This window comes from Rhizobium sullae, assembly GCF_025200715.1.
In the GTDB taxonomy this organism is placed as follows: domain Bacteria; phylum Pseudomonadota; class Alphaproteobacteria; order Rhizobiales; family Rhizobiaceae; genus Rhizobium; species Rhizobium sullae.
On record NZ_CP104143.1, the window covers coordinates 2,312,369 to 2,331,300 of the forward strand.

At 60.5% G+C, this 18,932-nt stretch carries 16 protein-coding genes and 1 pseudogene; 12 read left to right on the forward strand and 5 right to left on the reverse strand.

From position 1 onward, the window contains the following. Positions 1-116: 116 nt before the first annotated feature. Positions 117-3,236: a bifunctional proline dehydrogenase/L-glutamate gamma-semialdehyde dehydrogenase PutA gene (putA, locus tag N2599_RS11840; protein ID WP_027508316.1), complete on the reverse strand. Its 3,120-nt coding sequence runs from the start codon at positions 3,234-3,236 to the stop codon at positions 117-119. Positions 3,237-3,348: 112 nt separating this feature from the next. On the opposite strand from putA, the gene N2599_RS11845 reads away from it, so the two are divergent. The 3 genes and pseudogenes from N2599_RS11845 to N2599_RS37605 form a co-directional block, all read left to right on the forward strand. Continuing rightward, positions 3,349-3,810, forward strand: a complete 462-nt coding sequence (locus tag N2599_RS11845; RefSeq protein WP_027508315.1) for an Lrp/AsnC ligand binding domain-containing protein — start codon at positions 3,349-3,351, stop codon at positions 3,808-3,810. Between the two features lie 144 nt (positions 3,811-3,954). Further along, the gene (locus tag N2599_RS11850) at positions 3,955-4,680 is read left to right on the forward strand and encodes a helix-turn-helix transcriptional regulator (RefSeq protein WP_027508314.1); all 726 of its coding nucleotides are present in this window, start codon (positions 3,955-3,957) and stop codon (positions 4,678-4,680) included. Between the two features lie 45 nt (positions 4,681-4,725). After that, positions 4,726-5,173 (forward strand): annotated as a pseudogene (locus N2599_RS37605) (PAS domain-containing protein); the annotation flags it as partial. Positions 5,174-5,180: 7 nt separating this feature from the next. Here the strand turns inward: N2599_RS37605 and N2599_RS11860 are convergent. The 3 genes from N2599_RS11860 to N2599_RS11870 all read right to left on the reverse strand — a co-directional run bounded on the left by N2599_RS11860 (position 5,181) and on the right by N2599_RS11870 (position 8,154). After that, positions 5,181-6,311 (reverse strand): DUF2333 family protein, encoded by a 1,131-nt coding sequence (locus tag N2599_RS11860; RefSeq protein ID WP_027508312.1) that lies wholly within the window; start codon positions 6,309-6,311, stop codon positions 5,181-5,183. 117 nt (positions 6,312-6,428) lie between these two features. Next, complete coding sequence (locus N2599_RS11865; protein ID WP_027508311.1) at positions 6,429-7,499, reverse strand: hypothetical protein; 1,071 nt, start codon at positions 7,497-7,499, stop codon at positions 6,429-6,431. Positions 7,500-7,551: 52 nt separating this feature from the next. Next, positions 7,552-8,154: a thymidine kinase gene (locus N2599_RS11870; RefSeq protein WP_027508310.1), complete on the reverse strand. Its 603-nt coding sequence runs from the start codon at positions 8,152-8,154 to the stop codon at positions 7,552-7,554. A 234-nt stretch (positions 8,155-8,388) separates the two neighbouring features. Here N2599_RS11870 and N2599_RS11875 point away from each other — a divergent pair, with 234 nt between their 5' ends. From N2599_RS11875 to ade, 9 genes are all read left to right on the forward strand, one after another. Continuing rightward, positions 8,389-9,342 (forward strand): choline ABC transporter substrate-binding protein, encoded by a 954-nt coding sequence (locus tag N2599_RS11875; protein WP_027508309.1) that lies wholly within the window; start codon positions 8,389-8,391, stop codon positions 9,340-9,342. Positions 9,343-9,420: 78 nt separating this feature from the next. Then, on the forward strand, positions 9,421-10,266 hold the full coding sequence (choW, locus tag N2599_RS11880) for a choline ABC transporter permease subunit (protein WP_027508308.1): 846 nt from the start codon (positions 9,421-9,423) through the stop codon (positions 10,264-10,266). Further along, positions 10,263-11,312: a choline ABC transporter ATP-binding protein gene (gene choV, locus N2599_RS11885; protein WP_027508307.1), complete on the forward strand. Its 1,050-nt coding sequence runs from the start codon at positions 10,263-10,265 to the stop codon at positions 11,310-11,312. The genes choW and choV overlap by 4 nt, the downstream gene beginning before the upstream one ends. A 32-nt stretch (positions 11,313-11,344) precedes the next feature. Then, positions 11,345-12,100 carry a HugZ family pyridoxamine 5'-phosphate oxidase gene (locus N2599_RS11890; RefSeq protein WP_027508306.1) on the forward strand — a complete coding sequence of 252 codons (756 nt, stop codon included), beginning with the start codon at positions 11,345-11,347 and terminating at the stop codon, positions 12,098-12,100. A gap of 107 nt (positions 12,101-12,207) precedes the next feature. After that, positions 12,208-12,525 carry an ArsR/SmtB family transcription factor gene (locus N2599_RS11895; protein ID WP_022714154.1) on the forward strand — a complete coding sequence of 106 codons (318 nt, stop codon included), beginning with the start codon at positions 12,208-12,210 and terminating at the stop codon, positions 12,523-12,525. 263 nt (positions 12,526-12,788) lie between these two features. Beyond that, positions 12,789-14,114: an omega-aminotransferase AptA gene (gene aptA, locus N2599_RS11900; RefSeq protein WP_027508305.1), complete on the forward strand. Its 1,326-nt coding sequence runs from the start codon at positions 12,789-12,791 to the stop codon at positions 14,112-14,114. Positions 14,115-14,263: 149 nt separating this feature from the next. Beyond that, positions 14,264-15,325 carry an alpha/beta hydrolase family protein gene (locus N2599_RS11905; protein WP_027508304.1) on the forward strand — a complete coding sequence of 354 codons (1,062 nt, stop codon included), beginning with the start codon at positions 14,264-14,266 and terminating at the stop codon, positions 15,323-15,325. 270 nt (positions 15,326-15,595) lie between these two features. After that, on the forward strand, positions 15,596-16,702 hold the full coding sequence (locus N2599_RS11910) for a branched-chain amino acid ABC transporter substrate-binding protein (protein ID WP_027508303.1): 1,107 nt from the start codon (positions 15,596-15,598) through the stop codon (positions 16,700-16,702). 133 nt (positions 16,703-16,835) lie between these two features. Further along, a complete protein-coding gene (gene ade, locus N2599_RS11915) occupies positions 16,836-18,533 on the forward strand; it encodes an adenine deaminase (RefSeq protein ID WP_027508302.1) in 1,698 nt (565 codons plus the stop codon). A 6-nt stretch (positions 18,534-18,539) separates the two neighbouring features. Here ade and N2599_RS11920 read toward each other — a convergent pair whose 3' ends face one another. Beyond that, entirely contained in the window at positions 18,540-18,830 is a 291-nt protein-coding gene (locus tag N2599_RS11920) for an addiction module antidote protein (protein WP_027508301.1), read from the reverse strand. Positions 18,831-18,932 lie beyond the last annotated feature (102 nt).

Sequence of the window (18,932 nt, forward strand, 5' to 3'; positions counted from 1 at the left end):
AACAAGAGGCGACCGCTTGGCCAAGGCGGCCAGCAGCGTTGAAGCACAGGAAAATCACAACGCTCTGCAAAACCGGAAGGCGCTCCCCTGCTAAGGGAACGCCGTCGACCTCGCCTTCAACCGTCGCCCATGGCGATCAGGCTGGCGTTGCCGCCAGCCGCCGCCGTGTTCACCGAGATCACCTGTTCGAGCGCAAAACGCAGCAGATAAGCCGGACCGCCGGCTTTGAAGCCGGTCCCGGAAAGGCCGGAGCCGCCGAACGGTTGGGTTCCGACCACGGCGCCGATCATGTTGCGGTTGACGTACACGTTGCCGGTATCAAGCGCGTCGGTGACGGTGCGGATCGTCGCTTCGATGCGGCTGTGGACGCCAAGCGTCAGGCCGTAGCCGGAGGACTGGATGTCTTCCAGCACCTTCGGCAGGTCCTTCGCCTTCCACTTCACGATATGCAGGACCGGGCCGAAGACTTCCTTCGTCAACGCAGAGGCCTTGTCGAGCTCGACGATGTGCGGCGCAAAGAAGCTGCCGCCGGCAGGCGCCTTGCCCGCATAGCGTACCTTCTGTGTCTTCTGCATATCGGTGATGTGTGCTTCCAGCATGGCCTTCTGCTTGTCATCGATGATCGGGCCGACATCGGTCGTCTCCAGGCTTGGATCGCCGAGCTGAAGCTCCTTCGCCGCACCTTCGATCATCCGCGTCATGTGTTCGGCGACGTCCTCCTGCAGGAAGAGAAGACGGAGCGCCGAGCAGCGCTGACCGGCGGAGCGGAAGGCCGAGAGGATGACGTCGTCTGCCACCTGCTCCGAGAGCGCCGTCGCATCGACAATCATGGCATTGAGACCGCCGGTTTCGGCAATCAGCGGCACGATTGGGCCGTCCTTGGCGGCAAGCGCCCGGTTAATCGCCCAGGCGGTCTTGGTCGAGCCGGTGAACGCAACGCCCCCAAGTGCCGGATGCGCAGTAATCGCAGAACCGACCTCCGGGCCACCCGGCACGAAGAGCAGCGCATCCTGCGGGATGCCCGCCTGATGGAACAGCTTGACGGCCTCAAAGGCGATCAGCGGCGTTTGCGGCGCGGGCTTGGCGATCACGGCGTTACCGGCGGCGAGCGCTGCCGAGACCTGGCCGAGGAAGATCGCCAGCGGGAAGTTCCAGGGCGAGATACAGGCAAAGACGCCGCGACCGCGCCAGAGATAGCGGTTGTCCTCGCCGGTCGGCCCGGGCATCTTGGTGATGGTGCCGAACTGGCGGCGCGCTTCGGCTGCATAATAGCGGCAGAAATCCACCGCCTCGCGGATTTCGGCAACGCCGTCGTCCAGCGTCTTGCCCGCTTCCGCCGAAAGCAGCACCAGCAGCCGGTCGCGGTTTTCCTCCATGAGGTCCGCCATACGCTCCAGCGTCACGGCGCGCTCCTCCACCGGCCTGCGCGACCAGCTCTTGAAACCCTTGGCGGCAATGGCAAAGGCCTTGTCCACATCGGCAGCCGTCGCGTCGCGAACTGAGCCGACCTTATGCGAATGATCGGACGGCGAGAGCACCGCCATTTCCGCGCCGGTCGCGGAAACACCGGGGATCAGCGGGGTGGCAGCGATTGCGGCGTCGCCCCTGCGGATATTCGACATAAGCTTCTCCAGGGTTTCGCGATGGCCGAATTCGAGGCCCGTGCTGTTCTTGCGCTTCCCGTAAATGGCAAGCGGCATCGGGATCCTGCTGTTGCGGGCGCTCGTGCCGGTATTGAGTTGCAGCTTGTCGGCGGGGCGCTCCAGCAGCGCCTTAATCGGCGTGTTCTTATCGCCGGCCATGGCGACGAAGGAGGAATTGGCGCCGTTTTCCAGAAGACGGCGGACGAGATAGGCAAGGAGGTCGCGATAACCGCCGACAGGGGCATAGATGCGGCAGGCGATGCGATCGTTGCTGTCAAGCAGCTGATTGTAGAGCGTCTCGCCCATGCCGTGCAGGCGCTGGAATTCGAAACCGGTCCGGTCTTCGCCCGCCAGCTCCAGAATGGTCGAAACCGTCAGCGCATTGTGCGTTGCGAACTGTGGGAAGATGCGGGCGCGCTTGTCGAGCATCTGCCTGGCGCAGGCGAGATAGGAAAGGTCCGTCGCCTGCTTGCGCGTCCAGACCGGATAGTCGTCGAGCCCGCGCTCCTGGGCGCGCTTGATTTCCGTATCCCAGTAGGCGCCCTTCACGAGACGCACCATCATCCGGCGGCCGAGCTTTTCGCAGAGCGCATCAATGTAGTCGATCACCGCCGTCGCGCGTTTCTGATAGGACTGGATCGCAAGGCCGAAACCATCCCAGCCGTCAAGCGAGGGGTCGCTGAACACGGCGGCGATCACGTCGAGCGAAAGCTCCAGGCGATCGGCCTCCTCGGCGTCGACGGTGAAGTTCAGCTTATGTGCCTTTGCCATCTGCGCGAGCTTCAGGAGGTCCGGCACCAGTTCCTTCATCACCCGGTCGCGATGGGTGGCGAGATAGCGCGGATGCAGCGCCGAAAGCTTGACCGAAATGCCCATGCGGTCGGGCAACTGCTTGGACTTGGCGTTCTTCCCCATCCAGGTGCCGATCGCTTCGATCGCCATTGCATAGGACTGCCAGTAGCGCTTGGCGTCTTCCGCCGTTCGCGCTCCTTCGCCCAACATGTCGAAGGAGTGGCGATAGCCCTTCTCCTCATTCTTTGAGGCGCGGTTCAGCGCATCCTTGATCGTTTCGCCGAGCACGAAGTGGTGGCCGAGAAAGCGCATCGCCTGTTTTGTCGCATTGCGCACCGTCGGCAGGCCGAGGCGCTTGACGAGGCCGCGGACCACGCCTTCCGGAGTATCCCCGGGGCGCAGGATGCGGGCAGAAACACCGAGCGCCCAGGCGGAAGCCGAGACGAACCAGCTTTCGGCTTTGCCCTCATGCTCACTCCAACCGCCTTCCTTGAGCTTGTCCTCGATCAGCTTGTCCTGCGTCAGCGCGTCGGGCACGCGCAGCAGCGCTTCGGCAAGAACCATGAGCGCCAGCCCCTCGCGCGTCGAAAGCCCGTACTCGCGCAGGAAATCCTCCACGCCGCCCATCGCGCCGGAATTGTCGCGGATCGCCTTGATCATGCCGCTTGCGCGTTTGTCGATCGACTTGTCCTCTGCGGCGCTGAAGTGCAGCTTCTCGCTGAACGCATGCAACAAACGGTCATCGTCACCGGCGAATGGAGCGTTGAACGCGGGATATTGCGTGGAAATCTGGTGGTTCATAAAGGGTTCTCCGTGATATCCGCAACATAGCTGGTCATCCGTAGCGTTTTTCACTAAATTGATGGATCATCAAATTTTCTTCAGCTACCGATTGCCCGAAAGGCCGTGGAAAATGAAAGAACTGGACCGTCTCGACCGCAAGATTCTCCGCGCCCTGCAGAAGGAAGGCCGCCTTACGAACATCGAGCTTGCCGAGCGCGTCAGCCTCTCCCCCACCGCGACGGCCGAGCGGGTCAAGCGCCTTACCCGCGACGGCTATATTACCGGCTACATGGCCGTCCTGTCGCCGGACAAGCTCGGGCGCACCCTGCTCGTCTTCGTCCAGGTCAAGCTGGACCGCACGACGCCCGACGTCTTCGATGCCTTCGCAGATGCCGTAAAACGCTCGGACGACGTCATGGAGTGCCACATGGTCGCCGGCGGCTTCGATTACCTCGTTAAGGCCCGCGTCGCGGGCATGGAGGCTTACCGGCAATTTCTTTCAGAGGTGATTCTGCCGCTGCCTGGCGTAAGGGAAACTCATACTTATGCAGTAATGGAAGAAGTAAAATCAGCCGGGCTGCTACCTGTATAACATACAAAGCAACCTGAGAGGGTATCTGTGCGATTAATTTTTAACAGTATGATTTAATCAGCGTGTACTAAGCCAATTCAGGCTAGCGTGGCTGGCAATTAACGTATTTGATAGCGGTAACATGAAGGCAAGGCGGGGCGCATTATGTCTTACATGACTACCTCCGAAAGGCAGTCACTTTTATCAACGGAATTGGCATCTGCGCGGACGCGCGCTCTTTTTGTCCAGGTCTTGCACAGGATTGCAGATGCTTTCGGGTTAACTCACTATACGTTGATGAATACGCCCTCTTCCGAGGACTTGTTTCTTAAGCCACTGGTCGTAGAAACGTCATTGACGGGCACATACCTCAGAGAGTTCGATCGCGCTCATATGCTGCGCGCCTGTCCGTTTACGGCAAAGCTGAGAGAATCTGTCGCCCCGCAGAGCTGGCATCTCTCCGACGCCGCAACGGCCCAAATGTTTCGCTGCGAACTTCGCAGCCTGATGCTTCAGCATAAGATGCCGGCGGGCATCGTTTTGCCGGTCAATGCCGTAGACGGCAAGCGGCTGGCTTTCTGGTTTTCAGGCGAGCGCGCATCGCTCAGCCAGAGCGAAATCAACGAACTCACGGTAATCGTGCTTCACGCCTTTGACGCCTACAGTGCCGTCAAGCGAAACGAAGACAGCACCTACAACGCGCTCTCCGCGCGCGAGCTCGAAGTCGTCCGCTGGACGGCCCAGGGCAAGACGTCAGTTGAAATCGGCCAGATCCTCGCTCTCTCTGACCATACGGTGAACGCCTATATGACGAACGCGATCAAAAAACTCGATTGCGTCAACCGCACGCAATTGGTAGCAAAAGCTATCCGATTGAAGCTGATCAGCTGAGAAATCAGAAGAGAATCAGTGCGAAGACCTCACGCGGGAAGAAACGTGCCTCTTCGATTCGAAGCAGCCGGAACTCCACAAGAACGAGCAATCACGCGATCATATTGGCATCAGCGATGCCGAAATCGTCCAGCTTGATTCGGCCCAACGGCTATTCGGCTTCTGGCGCATGAAACTCGAAACAGGTCACTTTTTTGCTGCCGAGGACGTCCATGCCATCTTCGACCTACCCTACACCACCGGCCCGGCAAATCTCGTAGAGCTGCTTCCACGGATTCACGACGAGGACCGCATCCTGATAACGCAGACCTTCGAGCATGCGAGCCGGCACAAAGTGGGCTGTCGCTATGTTTATCGGGTCGACAACCGGCGCGGCGGCTACAAGATGGTCCAATCGGTCGGCCGTTTCCGCAACAACGAGATCTTTGGCGTCGTATATGAATTCGTCGAGCCACTCCGCATCGTCGGGGGTAGAAGACAATTCGCTCCAGCCCTGACGGTCAGCGGTCGAGGACAGAACGCATCTCCACGAGGTTCGATCGCACCCGCAAGATGTAGAAACCCATGGTCGCCAAATGGCTCGGCATGATCCAGCCGTCCTCACGGCCATTGGAAATGATCGCCGGTTGGATGCGCAGGGCGGCTTGAAATTGCCTCGTCGTGCCGCTCCAGATGGCGCCGAGATTGCGCTCCGCTACCACCTGCGAAAAATCCGACTGTGCCGCCGAGAGAATGGCGTAATAGGCATAGAGTTGCCCGTAGGCGAACCAGAAGCGGTCGTCGGCGCGCGTATCGAACCAGCCGCGATTGTGGTTCTCCGAGCGCTCCGCCAGCATGTCGGACGTGCCGCCGAGATCGTTCGCGATCCGGTCGATGAATTGGATGAGGTTGTCCGCGCGGCCGTCAAAGACGGCGTTGCAGCTGGCAAGGTCGGTATTGAACTTGCGCAGGCTGCCGATCGCCGAACGATAGTAGCTCGGCGTCGGGGTCTTCGGCCCGAACGGATTGAGCCCGAAATACCAGCTGTATTCGTCGAATTGCAGATTGCCGCGGGCGTTCTGAAGATCGTTGTTGATGCCGGACGTGCCGCGTACGCGCCCGAGCGTATCGACAAGCTCGGCCGAGGTCCGCCGGGCCGCCTGATTGACGCCGCGCTGGAAGGACGCCTTGTTGTCGAGGAACGGCGTGTGGTCCCAGGCGACACCGAAAAACCCGAGCCGGTAGAGCAGCATGGAGGAGATCCATGCGTTCTGGTTGACGTTGAAGTCCGTCAGGTCGGCGGCGACGTCGACGATCGCAGAACGCTGGCAGGTCTTGGCCTCCGGTGCTGCCACGCCGCCGGCAGCCGGCAGTTCCTGGCCTGCCGGAACCTTGCGCTCGGAAAGACGGTACTGGTTAACGAAGGACGGATTGAAATTCGACCAGACCTGCGTCTGCCAGAAGAAGTACGCGTAAAGGACGACCAGCAGTGCCGCGAACGCAATGATGGGGATCCGGATCATCCACGTCCGGCGCTGGTACCAGCCATGGGCGGCAAGGAAGGGCCAGAACGCCCAGGCGGCAAAAAGACTGAACCAGCGGGCGATCGTGCGGCCGATCAGCCTGAAGAAACCGGCGATCCGGTCGAGCATGCCCTTCTCCTAAACCCTAGCGAACGTCAGAAAGTCCTGCATTTCACATATGTGTTTGCTCGATCGAGCACAACATGAAGGAGAGATTTTTAGAAGATCGCGCAGGCCGCCGTTTCATCAAAAACGGGCAAAGCGCAGCCTGAACCTGGAGGATCTTTGCGTCAGGTCGATGATCGGAGCGCCGGTCGCGTCGTGGCTTTCGGCGAATGCCGCAAACTTCTTGCCGAAGGCCGCATCCGCGGCCGCCTTGCGCAATCCGATGTCCTGCGGGACGAGCATACCCCTTTCGAAGAGCGAGATCGGGCCGGCGATATGTGGATACCGCTGCTGGGTTATTTTCGCTTTCGATCCCGGAACGTCGGTATCTACCTGCGCCTGATAGATGATCAGCCGTTCTTCCGTACCGATCGACAGCTTGCGGAGCAACGCATTGGAAAGGCCGATCTGGCTGTTCAATGCATCGACGAACTCTTGGAACATCGTAATGAAGCCTTCGCGCCGCTGGCTTTCGTCGCGCATCTTCAGCTCTTCTTCGGCAATCTTCCCAGCCTCGGCCTCAAGCGCACGCCGCTCCTCCTCCATTCGCTCCCATTCGGCCCTGCCGCCGTAAAGACCGATGCGTCCCTGTCTCGTTAGCGCCTTCGCCTTCATCTCCTTCATGCGCAACCGCGCAATATCGATGGCACCGACAAGGCGCCCGCGTTGCTTGACGATCGTGACAACATCGCTCTCTGCCGCCTTATGGCAAGCGAGGGCGAATTCGCGGTGGCCGCCGACCAAACCGGTAATGGCGTTGGATTTCGACAGCAGATCGAGCAGCCGCTCGATCACCGGCGCTTCGTGCACCCGCTGACGGTGGAGGCGCCACATGCGCTGCCTCGAAAACCAGCCGGTCAGCCTCTCGCGTGCGGTCAGCCCGCGGAAGCTGTCCATATCCGCGGAGACCTCCGCTGTCATCCGGTCGAGGCCGGCCACCATTTCGCCAAGAAGTCCGTCGAATTCCAAGCGCGCCGTCGCAAAAGCCTGGAACCGGTCTCGCTGCGCCAGAATCGCCTCGTCGTCCGATTGTGCTCCTTTGCGCGCAAAGTGCTCGATGAAGGCAGCGCATGCGGCCGCGTCGGCGCGCAGGGTTGAGACAAGCGCGTCGGCTGCTTCGAATTGACTGTCGAACGAGGGAGCTTTGCGCACCGGCCTCTCCAGAGAATCTCCGTGCTTAGCCTAGCCGCTCGCAGGCCGAAGCTCAAACGGCCTCGGCGCACCATTCGCCATTCATTGCATCGTCCCAGTGCCTGCGGCAGAGCGATACGTATTTCTCGTTGCCGCCGACCTCGATCTGCGCGCCCTCGCGGACAACCTCTCCATCGGCATTGAGCCGTACGACCATCGTCGCCTTGCGGCCGCAATGGCAAATGGTTCGCACCTCGCGCATCTCGTCAGCAATCGCCAGCAGTTCCTCGGAAGCGGGAAACAGCTTGCCTTGGAAATCGGTCCGAAGGCCATAAACCATGACCGGTATGTTCAGCCGGTCAACCACGCGGGCGAGCTGCCAGACATGCTGGCGTGTCATGAAATTCGCCTCGTCGACGAAGACGCAGGCGACCGGGCTTCCCTCGCCGCTCAGTTCCTTGATGAGGGCGAAGAGATCGGTATGACCTTCAAAAGCGATCGCGCTGGCTTCCAGCCCGATACGCGAGCCGATGACGCCCTTGCCGGTGCGTTCGTCGAAGGCTGCGATCAAGAGCACGGTGCGCATGCCGCGTTCGTGGTAGTTATAGGACGCCTGCAGCAGCATGGTCGATTTGCCGGCGTTCATGGTAGAGTAGTTGAAATAGAGCTTCGCCATCATTTTCTCCGTGTTTTGCTTCTTGAAAGCTCGAATCGGCAAAGAAAAGACCGCAGAATCGATAATCACAGGAAATCCGGAGGCAAAAATCGCAAAAGCCCGGAAATCCGGGCATATCGTGAGAAAAGCGGCACGTCGCATTCGGGGTAGCCAATCCGGCGCAAACACACGCAGGTCGCTTGTAAATGTCGTCTATTGATGCTTGGCTTGGGAACTTAAGACTGGGAGTCTAAAATGAAAATGACAAGCGCATTCAAACTGACCACCGCCACTGCAGTTGCAGCACTTTCAATCGCAACCGCATCATTTGCTGCAGAACCCGAAAGCTGCTCGACCGTCCATTTCTCGGACGTAGGCTGGACGGACATCACGGCAACCACCGCCGTTGCCGCGGTCGTGCTAAAGAGCCTCGGCTACGAGCCGGACGTCAAGGTTCTCTCCGTACCGGTCACCTATCAGTCGCTGAAGAACAAGGACATCGATGTGTTCCTCGGCAACTGGATGCCGGCGCAACAGAAGGACGTCCAACCCTATCTCGACGACAAGTCGGTTGAATCCATTGCAGCCAATCTCGAAGGTGCCAAGTACACGCTTGCCACCAACGCCAAGGGCGCCGAACTGGGCATCAAGGACTTCAGCGACATCGGCAAGCATAAGGATGCCCTCGATGGCAAGATCTACGGGATCGAGCCGGGCAACGACGGCAACCGCCTTGTCATGACCCTGATCGAGAAGAACGAGATGGGAATGGGCGGCCTTGAAGTCGTCGAGTCCTCCGAACAGGGCATGCTGGCGCAGGTTGCTCGTGCCGAAAAGGACGGTAAGCCTGTCGTATTCCTCGGTTGGGCCCCCCATCCGATGAACGAGAACTTCAAGATGACCTACCTCACGGGTGGCGACAGCTCCTTCGGCCCCAACTTCGGCGGCGCGACGGTCTACACCAACACCCGCGCAGGGTTCGTCACCGAGTGCCCGAACGTCGGCAAGTTCGTGTCCAACCTGAAGTTCACCCTGGAGATGGAAAACCAGATCATGGGCAAGATCCTCAACGATGGCGAGGACCCCCAGGACGCGGCAACCGAATGGCTGAAGGCAAATCCGACAGCAGTCGAGCCATGGCTCGCAGGCGTCACGACCAAGGACGGCAAGGACGCCGCCGCGGCCGTCAAGTCCGGCCTCGGCCTCTGAAACTGATGAACGGGGCGGCCCGCACGCCGCCCCTTTTTGTTTCATCCTGATCTCTGCTCTTTTGGATAGGCGCGCTTCTTGAACTGGATCACCGATTACAAAATCCCTATTGGCCCCGTCGCCAAATCCACCGTCGATTGGCTGACGACGAGCGGCGAATGGTTTTTCGACAGGCTGGCCCTGACTCTCTCGCATGTGATTGGCGCATTGCTCTTCATCCTGCAGGCGCCACATCCGCTGATCGTGCTCCTCGCCATTACGGCGATTGCCTATTGGCTCCGCCGCTCGATCGGCGTTGCGGTCTTCACCTTGCTCGGTTTGCTGCTGATCATGAACCAAGGCTACTGGAAGGAGACGACGGAAACGCTGGCCCTTGTCCTCGCCTCGACATTCGTCAGCATGGCGATCGGCATTCCGCTCGGCATTGCCGGGGCAAGACGCGCCTGGGTCTTCTCCATCATGCGCCCAGTGCTCGATCTGATGCAGACGATCCCAACATTCGTCTATCTGATCCCCGCACTCATTCTCTTCGGTCTCGGCATGGTGCCAGGCCTAATCGCAACCGTGATCTTTGCCATTCCTGCACCGATCCGTCTGACCCGCCTCGGCATCATCTCGACACCGCCCTCCCTCGTCGAGGCAGCCGAGTCCTTTGGCGCAACCCCGACGCAGGTACTGCGCAAGGTCGAGCTGCCTTTCGCGATGCCGCAGATCATGGCTGGCCTCACGCAGACGATCATGCTGTCGCTATCGATGGTGGTCATCGCCGCGCTCGTCGGCGCCGATGGCCTTGGAAAGCCCGTTGTTCGCGCACTTAACACGGTGAATGTCGCCATGGGCTTCCAGGCCGGTCTCTGTATCGTCATCCTGGCGATCATCCTCGATCGCATGTTCCGCGCGGCAGGTGAAGGAGACGGCGCATGACCTCAGTCCGCTTCGACAATGTCAGCATCATCTTCGGCGACAAGCCGCAAACCGCCCTCGCCCTCGTCGATCAGGGAAAGACCCGTGACGAGATCGGCGCCGAGACCGGTCTAGTGCTCGGCGTCGCCGACGCCTCGCTCACCGTCGAGGAGGGCGAAATCCTGGTGCTGATGGGCCTTTCCGGCTCCGGCAAGTCGACGCTGCTGCGCGCCGTCAATGGCCTTGCCCCAGTCGTTCGCGGCGAGGTTTCGGTCGCCACCGCCGATGGCCCCTGCAATCCCTACAAGACAAGCGCCAAGGGTCTGCGCGACCTGCGCATGCACACCGTTTCTATGGTGTTCCAGCAATTCGCCCTGCTGCCCTGGCGGACCGTCGCCGAGAATGTCGGCTTCGGCCTCGAACTGGCCGGCATGCCGGACGCCGAACGCAAGAAGCGCGTCGAAGAACAACTCGAGCTCGTCAACCTGACGAAGTGGGCCGACCGCAAGGTCAACGAACTCTCCGGCGGCATGCAGCAGCGTGTGGGCCTCGCCCGCGCCTTCGCCACCGGCGCGCCGATCCTGCTCATGGACGAGCCGTTCTCCGCGCTCGACCCGCTGATCCGCACCCGCCTGCAGGACGAGCTTCTCGAATTCCAGCGGCGCTTGAAGAAGACGATCCTCTTCGTCAGCCACGATCTCGACGAGGCCTTCCGCATCGGCAACCGCATCGCCATCATGGAAGGCGGGCGCATCATCCAGTGCGGCACGCCGCAAGATATCGTCAAGAACCCCGCCGATCAGTATGTCGCCGATTTCGTCCAGCACATGAACCCGATCAGCATGCTGACGGCGCAGGACGTGATGCAGCCAGGCCTCGGCCATGCGGCGGGGGCGAGCGTCAGCGCCACGGCACGCGCCGAAACGCCGCTAATCGATATTCTCGACGCGCTCTCCCGGCAGCCGGGCAGTATCGGCGTCGTCGAGAACGGCGCCATCATCGGCACGATTTCGGCTCAGGATGTCGTTGCCGGCCTGACCCAGCACCGGCGCAAAGAACAGGCTTGATCCCGCCGTCCGCTTCCGTCAAGAAAGTGGACATGAAAGATCAGGCTTCCGTACTCAGGGAAACGGACGAAGAAGCGCGCAAGCTCGCGCGCATTCTTCTACGTTCCGCCCGCTATGGTGCTCTTGCCGTTCTCGATCCAGCGACCGGCTTTCCCTTCGCGAGCCGAGTTCTGCTCGGCACCGATATTGACGGCGTGCCGGTGATCCTGGTTTCGGCGCTCTCGACGCATACGAAGGCGCTGGAGGCCGATCCGCGCGCATCCTTGCTGACAGGCGAACCCGGCAGAGGTGACCCGTTGGCGCATCCGCGGCTCACCACCCAATGCATTGCCGAAACGGTCGAGCGGGGAAGCTCCGCTCACCAGCGCATCCGCACCCGTTTCCTCGACCGGCATGCAAAGGCGAAGCTCTATATAGACTTCCCGGACTTCCGCTTCTTCCGTCTCATGCCGCAGTCGGCAAGCCTTAATGGAGGGTTCGGCCGCGCATATCTTCTGGAAGGCGCCGACCTCATGATTCTCTCGCCAGCGAACGATGCCGTTGCCGCACAGGCGGCGCAGGTAGTGCGAGATTTAGTAGATAAGCACCCCGACCTGTCCGGGGCGCTCGCAAAGCTCTTTAATGAGCCAAACGGTGCGGCATGGCGCGTATGTGGGGTGGACTGCGCGGGGTTCGACGCTATTTCCGGCGATTTGATCAACCGTTGCGAATTTGAGTCACTCATCGACAATGCGGCGGACATTACGTCACACATATCTAAAATAGCATACTCAGTACGTGAAATTTAGGTATATACAATCTTCCAGACCAGTTGCTACTTTTGACTGTCCGCCAACCCCCCGTCTAACGCCCTGTGCCTATACGGATGTACGATTCGCTTAGGAAGATTGGAAATATGGAAACCACTGACTTGTCAGACCACTCTAATGTGGCGGCCGCCCTCTTATCAGCGATGGCGAATCCCAAGCGCCTCCTGATCCTCTGCAGCCTCGTCAAAGGCGAGGTCCCCGTCGGCGTACTTGCAACCCAGGTCGGGCTCAGCCAGTCCGCGCTTTCGCAGCATCTTTCGAAGCTGCGGGCACAGAAACTGGTGAAGACCCGCCGCGATGCGCAGACCATTTATTACTCGAGCAATTCGGAACCGGTGATGAAGATCCTGGCGACGCTCGAGGATATTTATGCAGTCCAGGGCCGCAGCAGATCTGCAGCATAATAACGCAGACATAAAGTTTGCTAAAAAGCCGTGCTGCCAAAGGGATGTATCCGGAATGGCACGGTGAGCAGTATTTCAGCACGATAAAATAACTTTGGCCGGCAAATCTCTCGATTTGCCGGTTTTGTTTGTTTGCGGGAAGGCTGCGCCGCCATCGATGACGTCCATGGCTTGACGCCCCAAGAAGCCCTGATAATTTGACCGAACAGTAAAAATTGGGCGCAAAGCCCCGGGAACGGCCTCGCGACGGCCAGGAGAACAGCATGTCCAATCGCCTCAATGCACCAAACGATCTTCGCGCCTTCTGGATGCCGTTTACGGCAAACCGGCAGTTCAAGAAGGAGCCGCGCATGTTCGTCGGCGCCAAGGACATGTACTACACGACGCATGACGGCCGTCAGGTTCTCGACGGCACCGCCGGCCTCTGGTGCGTGAATGCCGGCCACTGCCGGCCGAAGATCACCGAGGCGATCCGCGAGCAGGCCGGCGAGCTCGACTACGCCCCGGCCTTCCAGCTCGGCCATCCGAAGGCCTTCGAACTGGCAAACCGCCTCGTCGATATCGCACCGGAAGGGATGGATCACGTCCTCTACACCAACTCGGGTTCCGAGTCGGTCGAGACCGCGCTCAAGGTGGCGCTGGCCTATCACCGCGTGAAGGGCAACGGCTCCCGCTTCCGCCTGATCGGCCGCGAACGCGGCTACCACGGCGTCAATTTCGGCGGCATCTCGGTCGGCGGAATCGTTTCCAACCGCAAGATGTTCGGCACGCTTCTGACCGGCGTCGACCACATGCCCCATACGCATCAGCCCGGAAAGAACAACTTCACCCGCGGCGAGCCCGAACATGGCGGCGACATCGCAACCGAGCTGGAGCGCATCGTGACACTGCATGACGCTTCCACGATCGCCGCCGTGATCATCGAGCCCGTCGCAGGCTCCACCGGCGTTCTCATTCCTCCGAAGGGCTACCTGCAGAAGCTCCGCGAAATCTGCACCAAGCACGGCATCCTGCTGATCTTCGACGAAGTCATCACCGGCTTCGGCCGTCTCGGCGCTCCCTTCGCCGCGCAGTTTTACGACGTGAAGCCCGACATCATCACCACCGCCAAGGGCCTGACCAACGGCGTCATCCCGATGGGCGCCGTCTTTGTCACCTCCGAGATTCACGACGCATTCATGAATGGACCGGAGCACATGATCGAGTTCTTCCACGGCTACACCTATTCGGGCAATCCGATCGCCGCCGCCGCCGCGCTTGCCACCCTCGACACCTACAAGGAAGAAGGCCTGCTTACCCGCGCCGCCGAACTCTCGGATTACTGGGCCGACGCCCTTCACTCGCTGAGGGACTGCCCGAACGTCATCGATATCCGCAACACCGGCCTGATCGGCGCCATCGAACTCGACCCGATCGCCGGTGAACCGACGAAGCGCGCGTTTACGGCCTTCCTGAAGGCTTACGAAAACGGCCTGCTGATCCGCACCACAGGCGACATCATCGCCCTTTCCCCGCCGCTCATCATAGAGAAGAAGCACATCGACGAGCTCTTTGGCAAACTGCGCGAAATTTTGCAGAACAACATCTGAGACTGCATCGACGGTTCACGCTGAGATTTGAAGTCCAAGGGTCGAGGCTTTTGTCTCGACCCTTTTGTTGCGACCTCGATCGCGTTGCGGGTCGCAGCCCGCACAAATTCCCTGCAGGAAGGACGAGTTCATTTCCAACCGGGGATTCCATGCTCAAGTTCATGCCTTTCATCGCCTTGCTCGTCTCATTCTCGGCCCAGTCGGCATTCGCTGCGGTCGGGTTCCGCGAGATGACCTTGCCGGACACCGAAGGCGACCGACCCATACATGTCAGCATCTGGTATCCTACGGACACCGACCGGGAACCGGTGCTGCTCGGCGAAACGCCCGCCTTCAGCGGCCAGCCTGTCGTCAAGGGTGCCGAAGCCAGGACCGGCCCTCACCCGTTGGTGCTCCTTTCGCACGGCTATGGCGGTAGTTGGCGCAACCTCGCCTGGCTCGCGAGCGAACTTGCTCGCAAAGGCTATGTCATCGCAGCACCTGACCACCCCGGCACTACCACCTTCGATATGCGGCCACCTGAAGCTGTAATGCTCTGGAAGCGCCCGCGCGATCTCAGCCTCGTTATCGACGCGTTGCTTTCTCGTCGGGAACTGACCGGCGGCATCGCAATCGACCGCATCGCTGCCATCGGTCATTCGCTCGGCGGATGGACGGTCATTGAACTTGCGGGCGGTCGCTTCGATGCCAACGATATAATGAAGAATTGCATGGCGCGGTTCGGCTCCCTCTATTGCAAGATATTCAAAGCGTTGGGTGTAGGACGGGATGCAGCCTCCACCGCAGCGATGGGCGCCGATCTCAGCGACCGGCGGATCCGCGCGGTCGTCATGCTTGACCTCGGCCCAGGACGCGGCCTTACGCCGCAAAGCCTCGCGTCCGTCCGCGTGCCAGCGCTCGTCTTAGGTGCGGCCGAGGATGTCGACAAGGAGACTGCCTCCAAAGCGGACATCGCCGCCACCAACAAGGACTCTGCCTACTTGGCCCAGTATCTGCCTTCTGCCACGACCTCCTATGCCCTCGTCCCTGGCTCCCTGCATTTCAGTTTCATGCAGCCTTGCAAACCGGGAGCGGCAGCGCTGATTGAGGAGGAAGCACGGGGCGAGAGCATCGTCTGCAAGGATGGTCAGGGCGCCGATCGAAGCACCATTCATCGGCAAATTGCAAACATGATCGTCGCGTTCCTGCAAAGAGCCCTTCCAACAAGATAGATCGCGAAAACCTCCAAGAAAATCGCGATCGACGCCTGTTCCCTACCGGATTTGCCAAGGACGGGCCTCGTTTTGTTATCTCCTTGCGGAATCGCAGCAAAATTCATAGAAAATTACTCTGTGCCTTCCGAAGCCAAAAGTGGCCGGAAGGCGCGTTGACCGCACCGTAGCCGCCGTCCTTTGGCGCATCCCTTTGGGGTGTTGAACGAGCGGGTTTCGCTGTCGCGGCAGTCGTCGCGGGCCGGAAGGCCCCACCCAAGGAGAACGAAAATGAGTCTTAAGACTTTGACTGGCGCGACCCTTGTCGCATCGCTGGCCTTTGCGCCGTTTGCCTATGCCGACATCACCATCGGCCTCATCGCACCGCTGACCGGCCCGGTTGCCGCCTATGGCGACCAAGTGAAGAACGGCGCGCAGACCGCTGTCGAGGAGATCAACAAGAAAGGCGGCATCCTCGGCGAGAAGGTTGTCCTGAAGACTGCCGACGACGCGGGCGAGCCGAAGCAGGGCGTTTCCGCCGCAAACCAGCTCGTCGGCGAAGGCATCCGCTTCGTCGTCGGTCCGGTCACGTCCGGCGTCGCCATCCCCGCTTCCGACGTGCTTGCCGAAAACGGCATTCTGATGGTGACCCCGACAGCGACAGCACCTGATCTCACCAAGCGCGGCCTCACCAATGTACTGCGCACCTGCGGCCGCGACGACCAGCAGGCCGAAGTCGCCGCCAAATACGTGCTCAAGACCTTCAAGGACAAGCGCGTCGCCATCGTCAACGACAAGGGCGCCTATGGCAAGGGGCTTGCCGATGCATTCAAGGCGACGCTCAACGCTGGCGGCCTCACCGAGGTCATCAATGATGCAATCACCCCCGGCGATAAGGATTTCAGCGCGCTCACAACCCGCCTCAAGGCCGAAAATGTCGACGTGATCTATTTCGGCGGCTACCATCCGGAGGGTGGACTGCTCGCCCGCCAGCTCGCCGACCTTTCCGTCAAGGCAACGATCATCGGCGGTGACGGCCTGTCGAACAGCGAATTCTGGAACATCGGAACAGAAGCCGCAGCAGGTACGGTCTTCACCAATGCGTCCGATGCGACCAAGAGCGGCGACTCGAAGGCAGCGTCCGATGCGCTCGCCGCCAAGAACATCCCGGCCGAAGCCTTCACGCTGAATGCCTACGCCGCCGTCGAGGTCCTGAAGGCAGGCATCGAGAAGGCGGGCAGCGCCGAAGATTCCGAAGCGGTTGCAGCCGCCCTCAAGACCGGCGAACCGATCCCGACCGCGATAGGCAAGCTCACCTATGGCGAAACCGGCGATCTCACCTCGCAGAGCTTTGCGCTCTACAAGTGGGAAGGCGGCAAGATCGTCGCCGCCGAATAAGGCCTGATAACCGGCAACTCCATTGACCGGGCGTCTTATCGGCGCCCGGTTTTCATTTGCGGAGCAGTCTCGCTTGTAGCGCTTTGTCCGGCACTTCAGTTATAACGGACGGATAGCCAGAACGAGGATGCCCATGACCACCAAGCTTGAACGCCTCATCGACCAGGGCATAGGCCGCCTGCCGGCCGATATCGTCTTGAAAGGCGGACGTTTCTTCGATCTCGTGACCGGCGAACTCGTCGAATCCGACATCGCCATCGGCAGCGACCGCATCGTCGGCACCTGCGGCACCTATGAGGGCGAAACCGAGATCGACATCTCCGGCAGGATCGTCGTTCCGGGCTTCATCGACACCCATCTCCACATCGAATCCTCGCTTGTTACGCCGCATGAATTCGACCGCTGCGTCCTGCCCTACGGCGTCACCACCGCCATCTGCGATCCGCACGAGATCGCCAACGTGCTCGGCACCGAAGGCATCCAGTTCTTTCTCGATTCGGCCCTCGAAACGATCATGGACATCCGCGTCCAGCTCTCCTCCTGCGTGCCCGCCACGCATCTTGAGACATCGGGCGCGGATCTGCCCGTCGAAAGGCTCCTTCCCTTCCGCGATCACCCGAAGGTCATCGGCCTTGCGGAGTTCATGAATTTCCCCGGCGTGATCCACAAGGATCCGGTCTGCATGGAAAAGCTCGCAGCTTTCCAGGGCGGTCATATCGATGGCCACGCACCGTTGCTGCGCGGCATGAACCTCAACGGCTACCTCGCCACCGGAATCCGCACCGAGCATGAATGCACGACCGCAGCAGAGGCCCTCGAAAAGATCAGCAAGGGCATGCACATCCTTGTGCGCGAAGGCTCGGTCTCGAAGGATCTGAAGGCCTTGATGCCGATCATCACCGAACGTCTGTCGCCCTATCTCGCGCTTTGCACCGACGACCGCAATCCGCTCGATATCGCCGAACAGGGTCACCTCGACTACATGATCCGTACCGCAATCGCGAGCGGGGTCGAGCCGCTCGCGATCTACCGCGCCGCCTCGATCTCCGCCGCCCGCGCCTTCGGGCTGATGGACCGCGGCCTAATCGCGCCCGGCTGGCGCGCCGATCTCGCCGTCATCGACAGCCTGGAGCGCTGCAAAGCCGAGATCGTCTTTTCCGCCGGCCGCCCCGTCACGGATGCACTCTTCGCCACCCGCAAACTGGTCGCGCCGGTGGGTCTCGACAGCGTCAAGGCCCGCCCCGTCAGTGCCGCCCATTTCAGCGTGCCGGCCAACGAGGACGAAACGGCGGTCATCGGCGTCACCCCCGGCAAGATCATCACCGAATTTCGCCGGCAGCGCCTGCCAACAAAGGGCAACCAGATCGGCATCGACCTCGAAAACGACATCATCAAGGTCGCCGTCATCGAGCGCCACGGCAAGAACGGCAACCACGCCAACGGCTTCGTCCAGGGCTTCGGCCTGAAGAAAGGAGCGATCGCCTCCACCGTCGGCCATGACAGCCACAATATCTGTGTCGTCGGCGTCAACGAGGACGATATGGCACGTGCCGCCAACCGCCTCGGAGACATCAAAGGCGGGTTCGTGGTCGTCGAGGACGGCAGGGTCACCGGCGAAATCGCCCTCCCCGTCGCCGGGCTGATGAGCCTCGAACCTTACGAAAAGGTCCGCGACACCCTCCATCATCTCCGAAAGGCAGCCTACGCGCTCGGCGCCACGTTAGAAGAGCCTTTCCTCCAGCTCGCCTTCCTGCCGCTGCCCGTGATCCCGCATCTAAAGATTTCGGACCGGGGAATGGTCGATGTGGACCGTTTCGTGCTGATCGGGTGAGATTCGTTATCCGGCATTCGGCTTGGCGGTAAGCTCAAGACCGATGGCTCGTAGAACCGCCAATGTGGTCTCCAATGTCGGGTTCCCGTTCTCGCTCAGCGCCTTATATAGATGTTCGCGCGCAAGGCCGGCTTCCTTTGCAATTTTCGTCATTCCTTTGGCACGTGCGACCACGCCAAGGGCGGATGCGATAAATTTCGCATCTCCGGTTTCAAGCGCTTCCGTCAAAAAGACCTCGACCGCTTCGTCTGAATCGAGCGTCTGCGCTGGTTCGAAATCAAAAAGCTTCTCAGTCATCAGTTTCGTGCAGTTCCGCAGCAATCTTCTTCACTGTTCTATATCGATTTCGTGAATGCGTTTTGTCGCGCCACAGTCGGCGTCTGCTTGAGATTTATATTC

Coding starts and splice junctions, on each gene's coding strand:
- putA (WP_027508316.1), bottom strand. CDS start 3,236: ATGAACCACCAGATTTCCACGCAATATCCCGCGTTCAACGCTCCATTC.
- N2599_RS11845 (WP_027508315.1), top strand. CDS start 3,349: ATGAAAGAACTGGACCGTCTCGACCGCAAGATTCTCCGCGCCCTGCAG.
- N2599_RS11850 (WP_027508314.1), top strand. CDS start 3,955: ATGTCTTACATGACTACCTCCGAAAGGCAGTCACTTTTATCAACGGAA.
- N2599_RS11860 (WP_027508312.1), bottom strand. CDS start 6,311: ATGCTCGACCGGATCGCCGGTTTCTTCAGGCTGATCGGCCGCACGATC.
- N2599_RS11870 (WP_027508310.1), bottom strand. CDS start 8,154: ATGGCGAAGCTCTATTTCAACTACTCTACCATGAACGCCGGCAAATCG.
- N2599_RS11875 (WP_027508309.1), top strand. CDS start 8,389: ATGAAAATGACAAGCGCATTCAAACTGACCACCGCCACTGCAGTTGCA.
- choV (WP_027508307.1), top strand. CDS start 10,263: ATGACCTCAGTCCGCTTCGACAATGTCAGCATCATCTTCGGCGACAAG.
- N2599_RS11890 (WP_027508306.1), top strand. CDS start 11,345: ATGAAAGATCAGGCTTCCGTACTCAGGGAAACGGACGAAGAAGCGCGC.
- N2599_RS11895 (WP_022714154.1), top strand. CDS start 12,208: ATGGAAACCACTGACTTGTCAGACCACTCTAATGTGGCGGCCGCCCTC.
- aptA (WP_027508305.1), top strand. CDS start 12,789: ATGTCCAATCGCCTCAATGCACCAAACGATCTTCGCGCCTTCTGGATG.
- N2599_RS11905 (WP_027508304.1), top strand. CDS start 14,264: ATGCTCAAGTTCATGCCTTTCATCGCCTTGCTCGTCTCATTCTCGGCC.
- N2599_RS11910 (WP_027508303.1), top strand. CDS start 15,596: ATGAGTCTTAAGACTTTGACTGGCGCGACCCTTGTCGCATCGCTGGCC.
- ade (WP_027508302.1), top strand. CDS start 16,836: ATGACCACCAAGCTTGAACGCCTCATCGACCAGGGCATAGGCCGCCTG.
- N2599_RS11920 (WP_027508301.1), bottom strand. CDS start 18,830: ATGACTGAGAAGCTTTTTGATTTCGAACCAGCGCAGACGCTCGATTCA.